The organism is Janthinobacterium sp. MP5059B (genome assembly GCF_001758645.1).
GTDB lineage: Bacteria > Pseudomonadota > Gammaproteobacteria > Burkholderiales > Burkholderiaceae_D > Janthinobacterium > Janthinobacterium lividum.
Map to the genome: position 1 here is coordinate 182,980 of NZ_LRHX01000020.1, position 18,793 is coordinate 201,772.

Annotated in this window: 21 protein-coding genes; 15 read left to right on the top strand and 6 right to left on the bottom strand. The window is 60.2% G+C overall.

Annotated elements, in window-relative coordinates:
* Window positions 1-17: 17 nt before the first annotated feature.
* The 4 genes from fdx to JAB1_RS24710 all read left to right on the top strand — a co-directional run bounded on the left by fdx (window position 18) and on the right by JAB1_RS24710 (window position 2,381).
* Window positions 18-359, top strand: coding sequence for an ISC system 2Fe-2S type ferredoxin (fdx, locus tag JAB1_RS24695; RefSeq protein ID WP_034750070.1), 342 nt, complete (start codon window positions 18-20; stop codon window positions 357-359).
* Window position 360: 1 nt separating this feature from the next.
* Complete coding sequence (gene iscX, locus JAB1_RS24700; protein ID WP_070255671.1) at window positions 361-555, top strand: Fe-S cluster assembly protein IscX; 195 nt, start codon at window positions 361-363, stop codon at window positions 553-555.
* The gene (locus JAB1_RS24705; protein ID WP_070282150.1) at window positions 542-1,459 is read left to right on the top strand and encodes an SAM-dependent methyltransferase; all 918 of its coding nucleotides are present in this window, start codon (window positions 542-544) and stop codon (window positions 1,457-1,459) included. The genes iscX and JAB1_RS24705 overlap by 14 nt, the downstream gene beginning before the upstream one ends.
* A gap of 163 nt (window positions 1,460-1,622) precedes the next feature.
* A complete protein-coding gene (locus tag JAB1_RS24710) occupies window positions 1,623-2,381 on the top strand; it encodes an rRNA pseudouridine synthase (RefSeq protein ID WP_070282151.1) in 759 nt (252 codons plus the stop codon).
* Here JAB1_RS24710 and JAB1_RS24715 read toward each other — a convergent pair.
* From JAB1_RS24715 to JAB1_RS24735, 5 genes are all read right to left on the bottom strand, one after another.
* Window positions 2,378-2,806: a group III truncated hemoglobin gene (locus JAB1_RS24715; protein WP_070282152.1), complete on the bottom strand. Its 429-nt coding sequence runs from the start codon at window positions 2,804-2,806 to the stop codon at window positions 2,378-2,380. The two genes, JAB1_RS24710 and JAB1_RS24715, sit on opposite strands and share 4 nt — an antisense overlap.
* 63 nt (window positions 2,807-2,869) lie before the next feature.
* The gene (locus tag JAB1_RS24720) at window positions 2,870-3,406 is read right to left on the bottom strand and encodes an RDD family protein (protein ID WP_070282153.1); all 537 of its coding nucleotides are present in this window, start codon (window positions 3,404-3,406) and stop codon (window positions 2,870-2,872) included.
* A complete protein-coding gene (locus tag JAB1_RS24725) occupies window positions 3,396-4,148 on the bottom strand; it encodes a DUF3106 domain-containing protein (protein ID WP_070282154.1) in 753 nt (250 codons plus the stop codon). Before JAB1_RS24725 ends, JAB1_RS24720 begins: the two co-directional genes overlap by 11 nt.
* A gap of 2 nt (window positions 4,149-4,150) precedes the next feature.
* Window positions 4,151-4,555, bottom strand: a complete 405-nt coding sequence (locus JAB1_RS24730) for a DUF3619 family protein (RefSeq protein ID WP_070282155.1) — start codon at window positions 4,553-4,555, stop codon at window positions 4,151-4,153.
* Entirely contained in the window at window positions 4,552-5,121 is a 570-nt protein-coding gene (locus JAB1_RS24735) for an RNA polymerase sigma factor (RefSeq protein ID WP_034779551.1), read from the bottom strand. The genes JAB1_RS24730 and JAB1_RS24735 overlap by 4 nt, the downstream gene beginning before the upstream one ends.
* 497 nt (window positions 5,122-5,618) lie before the next feature.
* Between JAB1_RS24735 and JAB1_RS24740 the strand changes: the two genes are divergently transcribed.
* The 9 genes from JAB1_RS24740 (at window position 5,619) to JAB1_RS24780 (ending at window position 15,358) form a co-directional block, all read left to right on the top strand.
* Window positions 5,619-7,349, top strand: coding sequence for an acetolactate synthase 3 catalytic subunit (locus tag JAB1_RS24740; protein WP_052139969.1), 1,731 nt, complete (start codon window positions 5,619-5,621; stop codon window positions 7,347-7,349).
* 2 nt (window positions 7,350-7,351) lie between these two features.
* Complete coding sequence (ilvN, locus tag JAB1_RS24745; RefSeq protein WP_010399754.1) at window positions 7,352-7,843, top strand: acetolactate synthase small subunit; 492 nt, start codon at window positions 7,352-7,354, stop codon at window positions 7,841-7,843.
* 74 nt (window positions 7,844-7,917) lie between these two features.
* Window positions 7,918-8,934, top strand: coding sequence for a ketol-acid reductoisomerase (ilvC, locus tag JAB1_RS24750; protein ID WP_034750044.1), 1,017 nt, complete (start codon window positions 7,918-7,920; stop codon window positions 8,932-8,934).
* A gap of 150 nt (window positions 8,935-9,084) precedes the next feature.
* Complete coding sequence (locus tag JAB1_RS24755) at window positions 9,085-9,495, top strand: hypothetical protein (protein ID WP_070282156.1); 411 nt, start codon at window positions 9,085-9,087, stop codon at window positions 9,493-9,495.
* A 192-nt stretch (window positions 9,496-9,687) separates the two neighbouring features.
* Window positions 9,688-10,926 (top strand): MFS transporter, encoded by a 1,239-nt coding sequence (locus JAB1_RS24760; protein WP_083299956.1) that lies wholly within the window; start codon window positions 9,688-9,690, stop codon window positions 10,924-10,926.
* Between the two features lie 206 nt (window positions 10,927-11,132).
* Window positions 11,133-11,888 (top strand): SIMPL domain-containing protein, encoded by a 756-nt coding sequence (locus JAB1_RS24765; protein WP_034779548.1) that lies wholly within the window; start codon window positions 11,133-11,135, stop codon window positions 11,886-11,888.
* A gap of 111 nt (window positions 11,889-11,999) precedes the next feature.
* The gene (locus JAB1_RS24770) at window positions 12,000-12,758 is read left to right on the top strand and encodes an SIMPL domain-containing protein (protein WP_070282158.1); all 759 of its coding nucleotides are present in this window, start codon (window positions 12,000-12,002) and stop codon (window positions 12,756-12,758) included.
* 155 nt (window positions 12,759-12,913) lie between these two features.
* Entirely contained in the window at window positions 12,914-13,765 is an 852-nt protein-coding gene (pssA, locus tag JAB1_RS24775; protein ID WP_034779546.1) for a CDP-diacylglycerol--serine O-phosphatidyltransferase, read from the top strand.
* Window positions 13,766-13,813: 48 nt separating this feature from the next.
* Window positions 13,814-15,358, top strand: coding sequence for a 2-isopropylmalate synthase (locus JAB1_RS24780; RefSeq protein ID WP_070282159.1), 1,545 nt, complete (start codon window positions 13,814-13,816; stop codon window positions 15,356-15,358).
* 19 nt (window positions 15,359-15,377) lie between these two features.
* On the opposite strand, the gene bamE is transcribed toward JAB1_RS24780, so the two are convergent.
* The gene (gene bamE, locus JAB1_RS24785) at window positions 15,378-15,875 is read right to left on the bottom strand and encodes an outer membrane protein assembly factor BamE (protein ID WP_070282160.1); all 498 of its coding nucleotides are present in this window, start codon (window positions 15,873-15,875) and stop codon (window positions 15,378-15,380) included.
* Window positions 15,876-16,060: 185 nt separating this feature from the next.
* Between bamE and rpsO the strand changes: the two genes are divergently transcribed.
* Together rpsO and pnp are read left to right on the top strand one after the other, a co-directional pair.
* The gene (gene rpsO, locus JAB1_RS24790) at window positions 16,061-16,330 is read left to right on the top strand and encodes a 30S ribosomal protein S15 (protein ID WP_010399743.1); all 270 of its coding nucleotides are present in this window, start codon (window positions 16,061-16,063) and stop codon (window positions 16,328-16,330) included.
* 220 nt (window positions 16,331-16,550) lie between these two features.
* Window positions 16,551-18,668, top strand: a complete 2,118-nt coding sequence (gene pnp, locus JAB1_RS24795; protein WP_010399742.1) for a polyribonucleotide nucleotidyltransferase — start codon at window positions 16,551-16,553, stop codon at window positions 18,666-18,668.
* Window positions 18,669-18,793 lie beyond the last annotated feature (125 nt).

Sequence of the window (18,793 nt, forward strand, 5' to 3'; positions counted from 1 at the left end):
GACTGAAAGAAGACACCATGCCACAAATCGTTATCCTGCCGCACGCCAAGCTTTGCCCGGACGGCGCCGTCATCGAAGCACCTGCCGGCAAGTCCATCTGCGACATCCTGCTGGAAAACGACATCGACATCGAGCACGCCTGCGAAAAATCGTGTGCCTGCACCACCTGCCACGTGCTGGTGCGCGAAGGCATCGAATCCTTGAACGAAGCGACGGAACTGGAAGAGGACATGCTGGACAAGGCCTGGGGCCTGGAAGCCGTGTCGCGCCTGTCGTGCCAATCCATCGTGGCCGAGGCCGACCTCGTCGTCGAAATCCCGAAATACACGATCAACCAGGTCAGCGAAGGCAGCCACTAACATGAAATGGTCCGACATTCACGTGATCGCCGAGGCTTTGTTCGACGCGCATCCGGACATCGATCCCCTGACTGTGCGTTTCACCGACCTGCACAACTGGGTGGTGGAACTGGACGGCTTCGACGATGACCACACGCGCGGCGGCGAAAAAGTGCTCGAAGCGATACAGATGGCGTGGATCGATGAAGCGCGTTAAGGGCGCGGCAACCGCCGCCACCGTAGCCGCTGCGCCGAAAGACGTCATCACGGCCGCCAGCAACATGCCTGAGATCAAGGATGGCCAGTCGGTCGCCTTGCTGCAGGAATTGCACATCCTGACGCGCGACGGCAAGATGAACCAGGACAGCCGCCGCAAGTTGAAACAGGTATATCACCTGACGCAGTTCATCGAGCCGCTGCTGCGCGAAGTGCAGCTCGATCACCCTGGCGTCTCGCTGGTCGACCACGGCGCCGGCAAGTCCTACCTGGGCTTCATCCTGTACGACCTGTTCTTCAAGAACGGCAACGACGGTTCGCACATCTACGGCATCGAGACGCGCGAAGAACTGGTGCAGCGTTCGCAGGAGCTGGCCAAGAAATTCAAGTTCCCCGGCATGTCGTTCTTGCCGCTGTCCGTAGCCGAATCGACGGAATCGACCTTGCTGCCGCAGCAGATCGACATCGTCACGGCCTTGCACGCGTGCAATACGGCCACCGACGACGCCATCCACTTCGCCTTGAAGAAGAAGGCGAAGTTCATGGTGCTGGTGCCATGTTGCCAGGCGGAAGTCGCCTCCGTATTGAAGAAGAACAAGGGCAAGAGCCTGGGCAAGAATGTCTTGACGGAACTGTGGCGTCACCCGCTGCACACGCGTGAATTCGGCAGCCAGATCACCAACGTGCTGCGCTGTCTGCAGCTGGAAGCGCACGGCTACCAGGTCAGCGTGACGGAACTGGTGGGCTGGGAGCATTCGATGAAGAATGAGCTGATCATCGCCAGTTACAAGAACTTGCCGCGCCAGCGCCCGACGGAGCGCTTGCAGGAAGTGCTGCAAACCCTGGGCCTGGAAGAGATGGGGCACCGTTTCTTTGCCGAGGAATTGGCCAAGGCCACGGCCTGATTGTTGGATTACGCGGCAAGCCGCTAATCCAACCTGCCTGATGCGCCACGTAGGTCGGATTAGCGCAGCGTAATCCGACAACCACCTGCGCAATCAACAAGAGGGGAGGAGCGGGTCGGTTACAATACCGGCTTTCTCCTCCTCTTGCTTTTTGCGCCTTCCCATGACCACACCTATTGAAATGCCCACCGTCCGCCTGGCCAAGCGCCTGTCTGAAGACGTGCCCTGTTCGCGCCGCGAGGCCGAGCTGTATATCGAGGGCGGCTGGGTGACGGTCGATGGCGTGCTGGTGGAAGAGTCGGGCGCGCGCGTGGCCGACAATCAAACGGTGGTGCTGCTGCCGAATGCGACCCTGGAAGAAATGCCGCCCGTGACGATCTTGCTGCACAAGCCGGCCGGGATCAACGGTGGCGTGGGCAGCGAGGGGAAACCGGCATTGAGCTGTTTGCGTCCCGAAGAGATTTTCACACCGGAAAATGTGGCGCCCAGCTCCGTCACGCGCTTTCTCAAGCGCCACCTGATCGGCCTGACCATCACCAACCCGCTCGAGACCATGGCGTCCGGCTTGCTGGTATTCACGCAGGATTTCCGCGTCGCCCGCAAGCTGGTCGACGAAGCGAAAACGGTGGAGCAGGAATTCATCGTGGAAGTGTCGGGCGCCATCGCCGAGAATGGCCTGGCGCTGCTCAATCACGGCCTGCCCTTCAATGGCAAGCCTTTGCCGCCGATCAAGGTCAGCTGGCAAAATGAAACGCGTTTGCGCTTTGCCCTGAAAAACGTGCAGCCGGGTCAGATCGCCCATATGTGCAAGATGGTGGGACTGGACGTGGTCGCCATGAAACGGCTGCGCATCGGCCGCATTTCGATGGGCGCCATGCCCGTGGGGCAATGGCGATATCTGCAGGGCTACGAACGCTTCTAAAGCTGCGGCGCCACGATGGAATGGCTTTCCGCAAAGCTTTTCCATAGCCGTTCGGCAATATTCAAGGCGATGGTATCGGCCTTCTCTTGCAGGGCCGCATTGCCCATGCTCTCGGTCGTGGCGAAGAACAGGGTCAGCCAGCGGCGGAACATGCAGGGCGTCAAATTTTCCATTTGCGCGTGCTGGGCCAACGGCTTGCCGTGGTAGCGCATGGTGCCGCGCAGCAAGCCTGACCAGAAATCGATTAATGTTGCCAGATGGGCATCCCAATCCTTGACCTCGGCGGCAAAGATGGGACCCAGCATGGCGTCGTCGCGCGCGGCCGCATAAAAGGTGTGGACGAGATGCTTGACTTCGTCTTCGCTGCAGACTTCCTCGCGGTAGGGGGCGAAGCGTGTGTGGGGGAGGGGGGCGGTATTATTCATGGCATGCCATGATCGCAGAGCCCCCGTGGCGCTTCAATGACCCAGGTCAAGCCGCGCAAAAACTCAGGCGGCGACTTTCTTCGACTTCTTTGCGGGGGCTGGCAATTGGACGATCTGCGTGCCGACCAGCTTGTCGTGCAGGAATTGCCCATTGCCCGTGAACAGGGCCGTGCTTGACCAGGCCAGGATGCCGATGCCGATGGCACCCAGGGCAGTCCAGTGCTGCAGGTCGAAGGCATACGCCGCCACGAGCGCTGGCAGCAGCCATATCCATGACAGGACGTAACGGTACGCGGCTACGCGCAGCGGCACGTGAGCATGGCCCGGCAGTACCAGTTGCAAACGCCACGTCTTCATGGCCAGGGTTTGCCCTTCGCGGCTCCATTGATGGATGAAATACGCCCCCATGACGAGGAAGGCCAGGCATTGGCGCATGTGTTCCGTCAACGGCGTATGCGCGCCTTGCACGGCCAGTTCAAACAGCAGGAAGGGCAGGAACAGCACGGCCAGGGCCAGCAGCGACTCGTACACCATGGAAATCAGGCGACGCTTGATCGTGGGATGGGAAGTGATGCTGGCGGCAGGCGTGCTATTTGACATTGGTTGGCAGTGGGGCAGGCGTGGTAGGTGGCGTGACTGGCACGGCGGCAGGATCGCTTGCCGGCACTGCCGGCGCTGCGGGAGCGGGCGGCAGGACGGGCACGGCGGCGACAGGCGCTGCTGGCGTGGCGGGCGCCATGAGCACGGGCGGCTTGCTCGTGTTGGAATTGATCGCGGGCACTTTGCCCAGCGGTTTCTTCGGCACGAGTTCCGTCGCCAGCTTTTTCTTTTGATCTTCCGGCAATTGCTGGTATTGCTCCCATTGCGCGGTTTTTTGACCCGGATCAATCTTCTTCGTGCGCGTATAGTTTTCGCGCACGAGGCGGCGCTGTTCCGGCGTCAGCTTGACCCATTCGCGCATGCGTTCATGCACGCGGGTTTGCTCGTCCGGCGTCATGGAGGCAAAACGGCTGGCGATATCGAGCCATTTCTGCTTGCGCAAGGCTTCCAGCTTGTTCCATTCGCCCGCCAGCGGCTGCAGGGCTTCCTGCTGCGCGCGCGACAGCTTGTTCCACGATGGATTCTCGCCGGCCTTCGGCGTGCCGCCTTTGCCTGCCGTGCGGGGGGAGCCGGGCTTGGCGGCCGGGGCCGGGGGCGGCGCCACCACGGGCGCGGCCGCCACGGGAGGGGCGACGGGAGCGGCATGTTGCTGCGCGCCTACCCAGGCGGCGCCAGCGAGGGCGCAGGCACCCAAGCCGATGCCGCCAGCCAGCCAGCCTTTGCGTACGCTCGAGCGTGCCATGTTTATTGCTCGCGTTTCGTCAGGTAGGCGTTGAAGCCATGGTCCATGTAGGCGGAGAGCGGCAGTTCGTCCGACAGCACGGCGGCGTCGATTTCTGCCAGTTCGGCAATATGTTGTTCCTGCTCAAACTGATAGATGCCCACCATGCCGCCGACCAGCAGCAGCAGGGGGATGATGACGCTCATGCGGCCCAGCCACGACAGCGGTTCGACAAACAGGCTGCTGGCCGCGCCGGCGAACACATTCTGGCGCACGGTGACGGCGGCGGGCGCGTCCGCCTTCTTGCGCGACAGGGCCAGTTTGCGTGCCGCTGCCAGGCGATCGGTGGCCGATGCGGGCAGGTCGTCGAGTTTTTCGTTCAGTGCATGGCGCACTTTGTAAGCGAAATTGAGATCGTCGGTGTTCATAATTTAATTCCCTTGGCTTTCAGCGATTCGGCGAGCGTGTGGGTAGCTCTAGAGCAATGTGTTTTCACGCTACCTTCGGAGCAACCCATCGCTTCCGCTGTTTCAGCCACATCCATGTCCTGCCAATAACGCATGAGGAAGGCTTCGCGTTGACGTGAGGGCAGTTTTTGTACCTCTGCATCAATCAAATCAAGGATTTGCGCGCGTTCGACCTGGTCGGCCGAGGATTCGGCGGCGCTGGAGCCCTGTTCCGATTCATAAGTATCAAGTATATCAAAATCCTCATGCTCGTCGCCCGAGGGCTTCATGCCGGAGAAGAGGCTGACCCAGGTGTTGCGCACTTTTTCGCGACGGAAATAGTCGAGTATGGTGTTTTGCAAGATGCGCTGGAACAACATCGGCAGCTCGGCGGCCGGCTTGTCGCCGTACTTTTCGGCCAGCTTGATCATGGCGTCCTGCACGATGTCGAGTGCCGATTCTTCCTTGCGGACCGCGTAGGCGGCCTGCTTGAAAGCGCGCCGCTCGACATTTTCTAGAAAGTCGGATAATTCTTTGTCTGTTGCCATGCGGTATGGGGCGAGCTAACGGCTGCGTGTGCTGTGGGCGGAGAGGAGGCGGGACTGCTTTTCGTAAACTGAGCGCATGCTAGCAAAAAATGTGCGTTTCCGCATGGTTTTTGCATATCGGGTGAGCAAAAAGGCAGCAGCGCTGACATTTTCCTTGACCATAATGGTGCAACGCGATAACGTATGGGACGCTTTGAACACCCCAAAGCCCTATGGTCAGGTCGCGACCGGCACACAAGGCCATCCGCGGCAAGACGCGCTTTCATTTGTAGGCAGTTTGTTCTAACCCGCGCCACAAGCGCGAGCGGTTCGTACAGGCGCCACAGAAACTCCGGCCAAACGAGTTGCGTTAAGCGTTGTTTTGTAAGGTATCTATGGGTGCCCAAAGAAATGTCGTGACCGCATGAAAAGGGAAGCAGGAGCACTGTCGCGCACGGCGAACTTCGTCAGGAAAGAACATCCGATCAATCTCCAATGGACCTTGAAAGGAATGTTTCATGAATACCGAAGCAGCAGCAGGACCAATTACGGGCGCAGAAATTGTCGTGCGCTGTCTGGCTGAAGAGGGCGTCGAGCACGTCTTTGGATACCCGGGCGGAGCCGTACTCTACATCTACGACGCCATCTTCCAGCAAAACAAATTCCAGCATATCCTGGTACGCCACGAGCAGGCCGCGATCCACGCCGCCGATGCCTATTCGCGCAGCTCGAACAAGGTCGGTGTCGCCATCGTCACGTCCGGTCCGGGCGTCACGAATGCCGTCACGGGCCTGTCCACCGCGTACATGGACTCGATTCCCATGGTCGTGATCTCCGGCCAGGTGCCGAGCCACGCCATCGGGCAGGATGCGTTCCAGGAATGCGACACGGTCGGCATCACCCGCCCCGTGGTCAAGCACAACTTCCTCGTCAAGGACGTCAAGGACCTGGCAGCGACGATCAAGAAGGCTTTCTTCATCGCCCGTACCGGCCGTCCGGGACCCGTGCTGGTCGATATCCCCAAGGATATCAGCATGCACAAATGCCATTTCGACTATCCGAAGGAAGTCGAGATGCGTTCCTACCGTCCCGTCGACAAGGGCCATTCGGGCCAGATCCGCAAGGCCGTCCAATTGCTGCTGCAAGCGGAACGTCCGATGATCTACACGGGCGGCGGCGTGATCCTGGCAAATGCCTCGGCCGAGCTGAACAAGCTGGTCGACCGCCTGGGTTTCCCATGCACCAACACCTTGATGGGCCTGGGCGGCTACCGCGCCTCGAGCGAGCAGTATGTCGGCATGCCCGGCATGCACGGCACCTATGAAGCGAACATGGCGATGCAGAACTGCGACGTCCTGATCGCCATCGGCGCCCGTTTCGATGACCGCGTGATCGGCAACCCGAAACATTTCGCTTCGCATCCGCGCAAGATCATCCACGTGGACATCGATCCATCGTCGATTTCCAAGCGCGTGAAGGTCGATATTCCCATCGTCGGCAACGTCAAGGATGTGCTGATCGAATTCCTGGCGCAACTGGACGCGGCCGAAGCCAAGCCGAACGTCAATGCATTGAGCAACTGGTGGAAGCAGATCGCCGAATGGCGTGGCCGCGAATGCCTGAAATACCCGACCTCCGACCTGGTCATCAAGCCGCAAGCGGTGGTGGAAAAGGTATTCCAGATCACCAAGGGCGACGCCTTCATCACGTCCGACGTGGGCCAGCACCAGATGTGGGCTGCGCAATATTATGGCTTCGACAAGCCGCGCCGCTGGATCAATTCCGGCGGCCTGGGCACCATGGGTGTCGGCTTGCCGTATGCCATGGGCGTGCAGATGGCCAATCCGGACGCCACCGTTGCCTGCATCACGGGCGAAGGTTCGATCCAGATGTGCATCCAGGAATTGGCGACGTGCAAGCAGTATCATTTGACGCCGAAGATCATCATGCTCAACAACCGTTTCCTCGGCATGGTGCGCCAGTGGCAGGAAATCGATTACGGTTCACGCTATTCCGAGTCGTACATGGATTCGCTGCCCGACTTCGAGAAGCTGGCTGAAGCCTACGGACACGTGGGCATGAGAATTGAAAAACCGGGCGACGTCGACGGCGCCCTGAAAGAGGCGTTTGGCATGAAAGACAGGCTGGTATTCATGAACTTCATTACCGACCAGTCCGAAAACGTGTGGCCCATGGTGAAAGCCGGCAAAGGCCTATCCGAAATGATGCTCGGCTCGGAGGACCTCTAATCATGCGCCATATTATTTCTGTCTTGCTGGAAAACGAAGCGGGCGCCCTGTCGCGCGTGGTGGGCCTGTTCTCGGCACGCGGCTACAACATCGAAACGTTGACCGTGGCGCCGACGGAAGACTCGACCCTGTCGCGCATGACCATCGTCACCAGCGGCTCGGACGACATCATCGAGCAGATCACCAAGCACCTGAACCGCCTGATCGAAGTGGTGAAGGTGGTGGACCTGACCGAAGGCCAGCATATCGAACGCGAGTTGATGCTGATCAAGGTTCGTGCCGTGGGCAAGGAGCGTGAGGAAATGAAGCGCACCGCCGATATCTTCCGTGGCCGCATCATCGATGTCACCGAAAAGACGTACACGATCGAACTGACCGGCAACAAGGTCAAGCTCGACGCGTTCATCGATTCGATCGACCGCGCCGCCATCCTGGAAACCGTCCGCACGGGTGGTTCCGGCATCGGCCGCGGCGAACGCATCCTCAAAGTATAAAAAGACAAGCAGCTCTACGCGGCCCTGGCGCCGCATTTAAAACAACAACGCATCATCAAATTATAGGAAATACCATGAAAGTTTTTTACGACAAAGACGCTGACCTCTCCTTGATCAAAGGCAAAAACGTTGCCATCATCGGCTACGGTTCGCAAGGCCATGCACACGCACAAAACCTGAACGATTCGGGCGTCAACGTCACCGTCGGCCTGCGCAAGGGCGGCGCTTCGTGGACCAAGGTCGAGCAAGCGGGCTTGAAAGTAGCGGAAGTCAACGACGCCGTGAAAGCAGCCGACGTCATCATGATTCTGTTGCCGGATGAAAACATCGCCCAGGTCTACAACGAAAACATCGCCCCGTTCGCCAAGCAAGGCGCCGTCCTGGCCTTCGCCCACGGCTTCAACGTGCATTACGGCCAAGTCGTGCCACGCGCCGACCTGGACGTGATCATGGTCGCGCCGAAAGCCCCGGGCCACACCGTCCGCGCCACCTACACCCAGGGCGGCGGCGTGCCCCACCTGATCGCCGTGTACCAGGACAAATCGGGCATCGCACGCGATATCGCCCTGTCGTACGCCTCGGCCAACGGCGGCGGCCGTGCCGGCATCATCGAAACGAACTTCCGCGAAGAAACTGAAACGGATCTGTTCGGCGAACAAGCCGTGCTGTGCGGCGGTGCCGTGGAACTGATCAAGGCCGGCTTCGAAACCCTGACGGAAGCCGGTTACGCGCCTGAAATGGCCTACTTCGAGTGCCTGCACGAACTGAAACTGATCGTCGACCTGATCTATGAAGGCGGCATCGCCAACATGAACTACTCGATCTCGAACAACGCCGAATACGGTGAATACGTGACCGGTCCCAAGGTCGTGACCTCGGCCACCAAGGATGCGATGCGTCAATGCCTGAAAGACATTCAAACGGGCGAATACGCAAAGAGCTTCATCCTGGAAAACAAGGCAGGCGCACCGACCCTGATCTCGCGCCGCCGCCTGACGTCCGAGCACCAGATCGAAGAAGTGGGCGCGAAACTGCGCGCCATGATGCCTTGGATCGCCAAGAACAAGATGGTTGACCAGTCGAAGAACTAAGCAGTCATAGTTCCTCACAAGAAGCCGGCGCAAGCCGGCTTTTTTTGTGCGCAGGCGCCTGGCAGGCAACATCCGTTACAATCAGGCCCACTCAATAATACCGTCAGCACCATGCTTGTTTTTTCTAAAGTTTTTATCGGTAATCTTCATGTGGTCAAGCGCCCCGTCTCGGTTGCCATCAGCTGCTGGTTTCTGGTCATCGGCTCGCTATTAGCGCTGGCGTCGGCTTTCCTCGGCCGCCACGATCCCGCCATGCTGGCCGCAATGGGGGACGGCGTGATTCCCGCCGAGGTGCAATACGCGATTTTGCTCTTCAGCCAGGGCATTACCCTGGTGGCAGCGCTGGCCATGCTGCAACGGCAGCGTGGCGCGCGCACTGTGTATCTGGTGTGGGGCGTAATCGACACTGCATTCTGCCTGGCGACCGTGCCGCTGAAGATGAACGTCTTGCCTGGCGCGCTGACGTTCGCCGTCATCTGCGCCTTCCTGTACAGTCCGAAATCGAATGCCTGGTTTTCGCCGCGCAAGGCGGCCAATGATGCCTGCATGACACCAGCTTGAGCACTGCCGGTTCAAGCACGGCTGTCTTGGCGCGCACGCTTTTCGCCCGCCTCCTATATAATTCCGCCCTTCCTTTGCAGTTTCCTATGGACTGCATCTGTTTCGGTATCTGCCGACCGCAACGCGCATCACCGCTTTTGTAGCACGCCAGGCGCTAATTGATCAGCCGCTTGCGCAACCTGAAGGACCCCTATGACTGACCGCATTACCGCCACAGTACCCATGCCGGGCGCTGCTGAATCCTCCGTTTCCGAACGGCTTCCCGTCCTGGCCTTGCTGGCCCTGGCCATGACGGCGTTTCTCGCCCTCCTGTCGGAAACCTTGCCGGCCGGCTTGCTGCCGCAGATTGCCCGGGACCTGCATATTTCCGAAGTCATGACGGGCCAGCTGGTGACCGTCTACGCCATCGGCTCGATCCTGACGGCGATTCCCCTGACGGCCCTGACGAGCGGCTGGCGCCGGCGCAATGTCTTGCTGCTGGCCATCATCGGCTTCTTGATCTTCAATACGGCGACGGCCCTGTCGCCCAACTATATGGTCGCCCTGGCCTCGCGCTTCGTCACCGGCATGGCCGCTGGCCTGGCCTGGGGCTTGATGGCCGGATACGCGCGCCGCATGGTCAGCGTCGAACAGCAGGGCAGGGCGATGGCCATTGCCATGATCGGCACGCCGCTGGCCCTGTCGCTGGGCGTGCCGCTAGGCACCCTGATGGGTGGCGTGCTGGGCTGGCGCAGCATCTTCGGCATCATGTCCGGCATGGCCGTGGTGCTGGTCGCGTGGGTGTTGCTGGCCGTGCCCGATTATCCGGGGCAAAAGAATGGCGAACGCCTGTCGATCCGTCAGGTGTTCATGACGCCGGGCGTGCGGCCGATCTTGGCCGTCATCGTTGCCTGGATGCTGGCGCATAACATTCTGTATACCTACATCGCGCCGTTCCTGGCGCCGTCCGGCTTGCGCCCCCGCGTCGACCTGGTGCTGCTCGTGTATGGCGTGGGCTCGCTGGCCGGCATCTGGCTGGTCAGCCAGCTGATCGACCGCTGGCTGCGCCCGCTCGTGCTTGGCTGCATCGCCGCGTTTGCCCTCGTGATGGTGGCGCTGGGCCTGGCGATGGACTCCCCGATCGTCATCTATGTCAGCATGGCCATCTGGGGCATCACCTTTGGCGGCGCCGGCACCTTGCTGCAGACGGCGTCGGCGGACGCGGCTGGCGACGGCATGGATGTGGCACAGGCCATGGTGGCGACCATCTGGAACGTGGCCATCGCGGGCGGCGGCCTGGCGGGCGGCATGCTGCTCGACGGCTATGGCGCGGCGTCGTTCCCCTGGGCCATGCTGGCCTTGCTGATGGTGGCACTGACCATCGCCTGGCGCGCGCACCGGCACAGTTTCAAGCCGGGCCGGCGCAGCGGCGGCGCAGTGCACGGTCACTAATAACATTGTTATTTTGAATGTCGGTGTGTTGAAATGTGAGCAGATGTGACTGGCAAGCACATTTTGTGACGATTTGTTAATTTGCGCCACAGGAATGAATGAGGCGTTAGAATCTACACAGTTTGACAAGTTTCTCAGGCGAAAGGGATGGCAAAAGCGTCCCCTTCGCTGGCTGTCAGCCATATTAACTACCTAGGAGTACCCCCATGACCGTGATGAAATCCGTCCTTGTTGCCGCCGCCGCCACCGTTGCCCTGAGCGCACAAGCCCAATCCCTGCCGACCAACGGCACCCTGGTGGTCGTACCCGCGTTTGGCGAAGTCAAGCATGTCAATGACCAGGTGGTCGCTACCCTGGCCGTCGAAGAACAGGACAAGGACAAGGCTGCCGCCGCGTCGAGAGTCAACCAGAAGATGAACAAGGGTATCGCCATCGTCAAGCAGGCCGATCCATCGGCAGCCTTGAAATCGTACGGCTATTACACCTATCCCGTGTATCCTGAAGAGCGTCCATTGCCGGCTGGCGCCGTTGCCAAGCCGCGCCTGCCAACGGCCTGGCGCGTGGGCCAGTACCTGGAAGTGACGACGGCCAACCTGGCGTCCCTGCCAAAAACCGTGTCGGCGGCGCAAGGCGTGCTGACCTTGAACGGCTTGAATTTCGGCCTGAAGCCGGAAACCATCCGTCTGCTGGACGATCAGCGCATCGCCGCCACGTATAAGAACCTCAACGAACGCGTGGCCGCCATCGCCAAGGCCATGGGCCGCAACGTTTCCGACGCCGTGCTCGATACGGTGGACTTCGAAGGTTCGGGCAACTATGTCACTGAAAACCGTGCCGCCGCCGCGCCGATGATGATGCGCAGCGCCAAGATGGCTGAAGACAGCACCGTTGCCGAACCAAGCTTCGAGCCGGGCGAAACGACGCTCGACATGCGCGTCGTCGGCAAGGTCAAGTTCAAGTAAGCTCAAGTAAGCTGAGTCGCGCGGAAATGCTTCCGCGTTAGCATGTTGTAAAGATCATGGGGCTGTTGGCCCCATGGTCGTTTTTGTCCCACTATTTTCCAGGAGAACACTATGACCGTCATGAAAGCTATGCTGGCTACCGTCGCCGCTACCGTTGCCCTGAGCGCACAAGCCCAGGCCCTGCCCACCTCCGGCACCCTCGTGGTGGTGCCCGCCAACGGCGAAGTGGTGCATGCGAACGACCAGGTGACCGTCACCCTGGCCATCGAAGAGCAGGACAAGGACAAGGCGGCCGCCGCCTCACGCGTGAACCAGAAGATGAACCAGGGCGCGGCCATCGTCAAGAAAGCCGATCCGCAAGCCGTGCTGAAGACCCAGGGCTACTACACGTATGCCGTGTATCCGGAAACGGCGCCCCTGCCGCCAGGCGTCGCCGCCAAGCCGCGTGTGCCGACCGGCTGGCGAGTGGGCCAGTATCTGCAGGTGACGACGACCAACCTGGCCGCCTTGCCGAAAACCGTGTCCGCGGCGCAAGGCGTGCTGACCCTGAACCGCCTGAATTTCGGCCTGGCGCCCGCCACCATCCGCAAGCTCGACGACCAGCGCATCGCGGCCGCGTACAAGAACTTGAACGAGCGCGTGGCCGCCATCGCCGGCGCCATGGGCCGCAATGTCAATGACGCCGTGATCGACACCATCGATTTCGAAGGTTCGGGCAACTACGCGCAGCGCGTCAACATTACCGGTGCGCGCGCCAGCATGAGCGCCGATGCCATGGGCTATGGCGGCAACCAGGTGGCCGAACCGAGTTTCGAAGCGGGCGAAACGACCCTGAACATGGGCCTGGTGGCGAAGATCAAGTTCAAATAGGATAGTATCGGCGTCAATATTGCCAGCTTGACGCCGCCGCGCTTTTCTTTGGCGGTGGCTCCTCTATAATGGCAACATCGGCAGGCGCATGCCGCAAGACGAATGCGCCTGCCATCTGGCACCGAATCCCCGCAGTACACAAGATATGGAACAACATGGCAAACTTCCCCCGTCGTAGAGGCAAGAACGGCACCCCCGCAGTATCCAAAGCGTCCCGCTTCAGCAAATTCGTGCGCCAGCCGGTGACCGATGGCACTGGCAAGAAAACCTTGCGCCGCCGCGGCATCTATCTGTTGCCGAATGCCTTCACGACGGCAGCCCTGTTTTGCGGCTTCTACGCCATCGTCATGGCCATGAACCAGAAATTCGAACACGCAGCCTGGGCCATCTTCATCGCCATGATCCTCGACGGCCTCGACGGCCGCATCGCCCGCCTGACGAATACGCAGAGCGAATTCGGCGCCCAGTACGACAGCCTGTCCGACATGGTGTCGTTCGGCGCCGCGCCGGCGCTGGTAATCTATGAATGGTCGCTGCGCGGCATGGGCAAGCTGGGCTGGCTGGCAGCCTTCGTGTATTGCGCCGGCGCCGCCTTGCGCCTGGCACGCTTCAACACGAATATCGCCGTGGTCGACAAGCGCTTCTTCCAGGGCTTGCCCAGCCCGGCGGCGGCGGCCATGGTGGCCGGTTTCATCTTGCTGATGAACGACCTGGAATTTGCCGGCAACCAGCTGGCCTGGGTCTCGTGGACGATCGCCCTGTTCTCCGGCCTGACCATGGTCACCAACGTGCCGTTCTACAGTTTCAAGGATGTGAATTTCCGCAAGTCCGTGCCCTTTATCGTGGTATTCCTGCTGGCATTGTTCTTTGCGCTCATTTCCATCGATCCGCCGAAAGTGCTGTTCCCGATCTTCGTCGCCTATGGCCTGTCCGGCTACGCCGTGTTTTTCTGGCGCATGGCGAAGGGCAAGCCCGTCAGCATCATCCAGACCGACCCCGAGCATTGATGCGCTGAGTCGGTAGCGTCGCCAGTCTTCAGCCAGCCAGGAGCAGCCATGAACACCAGCAACCGACTCATCATTTTTGACACCACCTTGCGCGACGGCGAGCAATCGCCGGGCGCTTCCATGACGCGCGAGGAAAAGCTGCGCATCGCCAAGCAGCTCGAACGCATGAAGGTCGACGTGATCGAAGCGGGCTTCGCCGCTGCCTCCCAGGGCGATTTCGAGTCGATACGGGCGATTGCCGGCGCCGTGCGCGAGTCCACCATCTGTTCGCTGTCGCGCGCCAACGACCGCGACATCGCCCGCGCCGCCGAAGCCCTGCAACCGGCCGAGCGCAAGCGCATCCACACTTTTATCGCCACCTCGCCCCTGCACATGCAGATGAAGCTGCGCATGACGCCCGAGGAAGTCTTGCTGCAGGCGCAGAACGCCGTGCGCTTTGCCCGCCAGTTCACGGACGACATCGAATTCAGCCCCGAAGACGGCAGCCGCTCCGACGAGGATTTCCTTTGCCGCGTGCTGGAGGGCGTGATCGCCGAGGGCGCCACCACCATCAATTTCCCTGACACGGTCGGTTACGCCGTGCCGGAGATCTTCGGCAATACCATCAAGCGCTTGCGCGAACGCATCCCGAACTCCGATAAAGCCATCTGGTCCGTGCATTGCCATAACGACTTGGGCCTGGCTGTGGCCAATTCGCTGGCCGGCGTCATGATCGGCGGCGCGCGGCAGATCGAGTGTACCGTCAATGGCCTCGGCGAGCGGGCCGGCAACACGGCGCTGGAAGAAGTGGTGATGGCGCTGCGCACGCGCGCCGCCTATTACAACTTGACGGTGGGCATCGATACGACGCAAATCGTGGCCGCATCCAAGATGGTGTCGCAAATCACGGGCTTTGCCGTGCAGCCGAACAAGGCCGTCGTCGGCGCGAACGCCTTTGCGCACGCGTCTGGCATCCACCAGGATGGCATCTTGAAGGCGCGCGAGACGTATGAAATCATGCGCGCCGAAGACGTGGGCTGGACGGCCAACAAGATCGTCCTCGGCAAGCTGTCGGGCCGCAATGCCTTCAAGCAGCGGCTGCACGAGCTGGGCATCGCGCTGGAATCGGAAGCGGAAGTCAACGCCGCCTTCATCCGCTTCAAGGAACTGGCGGACCGGAAATCCGAGATCTTCGACGAAGACATCATGGCTCTCGTCAGCGAAGAACAGCAGGCGCAGGAAAGTGAGCACTACCGTTTCATTTCACTGACGCAGCAGTCGACGACGGGCACCGTGCCGCATGCGCGCGTGGAATTTCTCGTCGGCGGCAAGCAACTGAGCTGCGAAGGGCGGGGCGACGGCCCCGTCGACGCCACGGTCAACGCCATCGAAAGCGCGGCCGCCAGCGGCGCGGAACTGGTCTTGTTCTCCGTCAATGCCATCAGCACGGGCACGCAGTCGCAGGGCGAAGTCACCATGCGCCTGTCGCGCGACGGGCGCATCGTCAACGGCGTGGGCGCCGACCCGGACATCATCGTCGCCTCGGCCAAGGCGTATCTGTCGGCGTTAAATAAACTGCACGCCAAGGATGAGCGCATCGATCCCCAGCCGTAAGAGGGACGCTGGCAATCTGTCACCAGAAAAAGCGCCGCTCTTCCTTGGCTGGATCGGGCCCGTTCATCATCATGCGCACGATGCCGTCGTGGTCGAAATGCACGTGCATCATGGAATCCCAGACGCCCGATTCCTTGTAGCGGTAGGACCAGACATGCAGTTTCGGCAGCGACAGGTACGATGTTTCCGTCGGGCGGCCCAGGGTGTGCAGCACGTCTTGCTGGGTCGACACACCCACCTTGATGCGGGCAAAGCCCGGCGTGTCGAGCACTTGCTCGTAGGAAATTAGCTTGTCATCGGGGCCGAAGCGGGCCATGTACGTGTACTGGCCGTACGGTCCCGTCGCGTATTCCAGTTCAGACCCGGTGGGCAATTGATAGATATTCGTCGGCCGGCCCAGGCGCGCTTCAACGGCGGCGCGCGGTTCGCCCGGCTGGGGCGGCGGAGCGTTCCAGCTGGCGCAGCCGGCCAGTGCGGCAAACAGCAGCGGTGTTGCTGATTTGAGCAGTTTTTTCATGTTTGACCTCCTGAAATGCAGGAAAATCCTATCATGCACCGAGAAAAGGCCGCACGGCAGGATACAGGCGGGCTTTTTTCCGATATACTTGCGCGTCTGGTTGGAAGCATAGGCCAGTATTTTAATAATCGTAGTTCACGGTGGATAGGGTTCAGACTCTGTGCACCGCATGTGAAAGGTTTATCATGACAGTAGAAAACATCAACAAAGCCGCTATCATCGCGGACAACGCACGTGGTCAAAACGACACCGGCTCCCCTGAAGTGCAAGTTGCACTGCTGACAGCTCGCATCAACGAACTGAACGGCCACTTCAAAGCCCACTCGAAAGATCACCACTCCCGCCGCGGCCTGATCATGATGGTCAACCGTCGTAAGAGCCTGTTGTCCTACCTGAAGGCTAAAGACGCTACCCGTTATCGCGACCTGATCGCTAAACTTGGTCTGCGCAAGTAATTTTTGCCGTACAAGGTTTATACAGAAATGCCTGCGCCAGTTCGCTGACGCGGGCATTTTGTCATTTGAATTCCGGATTTATATCGAGAAGTACAGTATTCTCTCCCGATATCATGTTTTAAAAGTAAAGTAGTAAAGGTGGCAACGATGTTTCTGCCGCCTGTGGTGAGGTGAACGACAGCCCCTGAAAATCTGTCGGCAATTAGAAAAGGGATACCCCATGTTTAACAAAGTTACGAAAACCTTCCAGTACGGTCAACACCAAGTGACCCTGGAAACCGGCGAAATCGCACGTCAGGCATCCGGCGCAGTGCTGGTGTCGATCGAAGATACCGTCGTTCTGGCAACGGTAGTGGCACGCAAAGATGCCAAGCCAGGCCAGGATTTCTTCCCTTTGACGGTTGATTATGTCGAGAAAACCTATGCTGCCGGTAAAATCCCGGGCGGTTTTTTCAAGCGCGAAGGCCGTCCTTCCGAAAAAGAAACACTGACATCCCGTTTGATCGACCGTCCTATCCGTCCTCTGTTCCCGGAAGGCTACCTGAATGAAGTGCAAGTCATCATTCACGTGTTGTCGGTCAACCCTGAAATCGATCCGGACATCGCCGCCATGATCGGCGCCTCGGCCGCCCTGTGCGTATCGGGCGTGCCTTTCAACGGTCCTATCGGCGCAGCGCGCGTCGGTTACGCCAATGGCCAGTACATCCTGAACCCGACCGTCCAGCAGTTGAAAACGTCGGAAATGGACCTGGTTGTCGCCGGTACCGAAACGGCCGTGCTGATGGTCGAATCGGAAGCGAAACAGCTGTCCGAAGAAATCATGCTGGGCGCCGTGGTCTTCGGCCACGACCAGATGAAAGTCGTCATCGACGCGATTCACGACCTGGTGCGTGACGGCGGCAAGCCGGAAGTGGAATGGGCGCCTGCGCCGAAAAACGAAGCACTGATCGCCCGCGTCGCGCATTTCGCCAACGCCAAGATCAATGACGCGTATCAAACCAAGGACAAGCAAGAGCGTACGGCCAAGCTGAAAGCAGCGACGTCGGAAGTGATCGCCGACCTGTCGGCCGAAGCGGCTGCCGCCGGCGGCGCGTCCATCGACAGCGCCGAAGTCAACAACATCCTGTTCGACATCGAAGCGAAAATCGTGCGTACGCAAATCCTGGACGGCGAGCCACGCATCGACGGCCGCGACACGCGCACCGTGCGTCCGATCTCGATCCGCACCAGCGTGCTGCCACGCACCCACGGTTCGGCCCTGTTCACGCGCGGCGAAACGCAAGCGCTGGTCGTGGCTACCCTGGGCACCGCCCGCGACAGCCAGAAGATCGATGCGCTGATGGGCGAGTTCACCGATTCGTTCATGCTGCATTACAACATGCCTCCGTTCGCCACCGGCGAAACGGGCCGTGTCGGTACGCCAAAACGCCGTGAAATCGGCCACGGCCGCCTGGCAAAGCGCGCGCTGATCGCCGCCCTGCCAGCAGCTGAAGAGTTCAGCTACTCGGTGCGCCTGGTATCGGAAATCACGGAATCGAACGGTTCCTCGTCGATGGCTTCCGTGTGCGGCGGCTGCCTGGCACTGATGGACGCCGGCGTGCCGATGAAAGAACACGTGGCCGGTATCGCCATGGGCTTGATCAAGGAAGGCGGCAAGTTTGCCGTGCTGTCCGACATCCTGGGCGACGAAGATCACCTGGGCGACATGGACTTCAAGGTAGCCGGTACCCGCAACGGTATCACGGCGCTGCAGATGGACATCAAGATCATGGGCATCACCAAGGAAATCATGCAAGTGGCACTGGCGCAAGCCAAGGAAGGCCGCGAGCACATCCTGGGCGAAATGCAAAAAGCCATGCCGCACGTCAAAACCGAACTGTCCGATTTCGCACCGCGTCTGATCACCATCAAGATCAACCCGGAAAAAATCCGTGACGTGATCGGCAAGGGCGGCGCCGTGATCCGCGCGCTGACCGAAGAGACGGGCACCCAGATCGACATCAGCGACGAAGGCGTGGTCACCATCGCTTCCGTCGACGCTGCTGCTGGCCAGGAAGCCAAGCGCCGCATCGAAGAACTGACCGCTTCCGTCGAAGTGGGCAAGACCTACGAAGGCACCGTGCTGAAACTGCTGGACTTCGGCGCCATCGTGCAAGTCATGCCAGGCAAGGACGGCTTGCTGCACATTTCGCAGATTGCCAACGAGCGCGTCAACGCCGTGGCCGACTACCTGAAAGAAGGCCAGCTGGTGCGTGTAAAAGTTCTGGAAACAGACGACCGCGGCCGCCTGAAACTGTCGATGAAAGCTGCCGAAGGCAACGAAGCGCCAGCCGCTTGATGTCCTTCAGGTACGCCTGAGTGCGGCTTCGGCCGCATGCTTAAAAACCGCTGGCGCGCAAGCCCTGGCGGTTTTTTTTATGACGCGTTTGCGCTGTATCGAAGGTGTTTGCCGATTTGTGCATC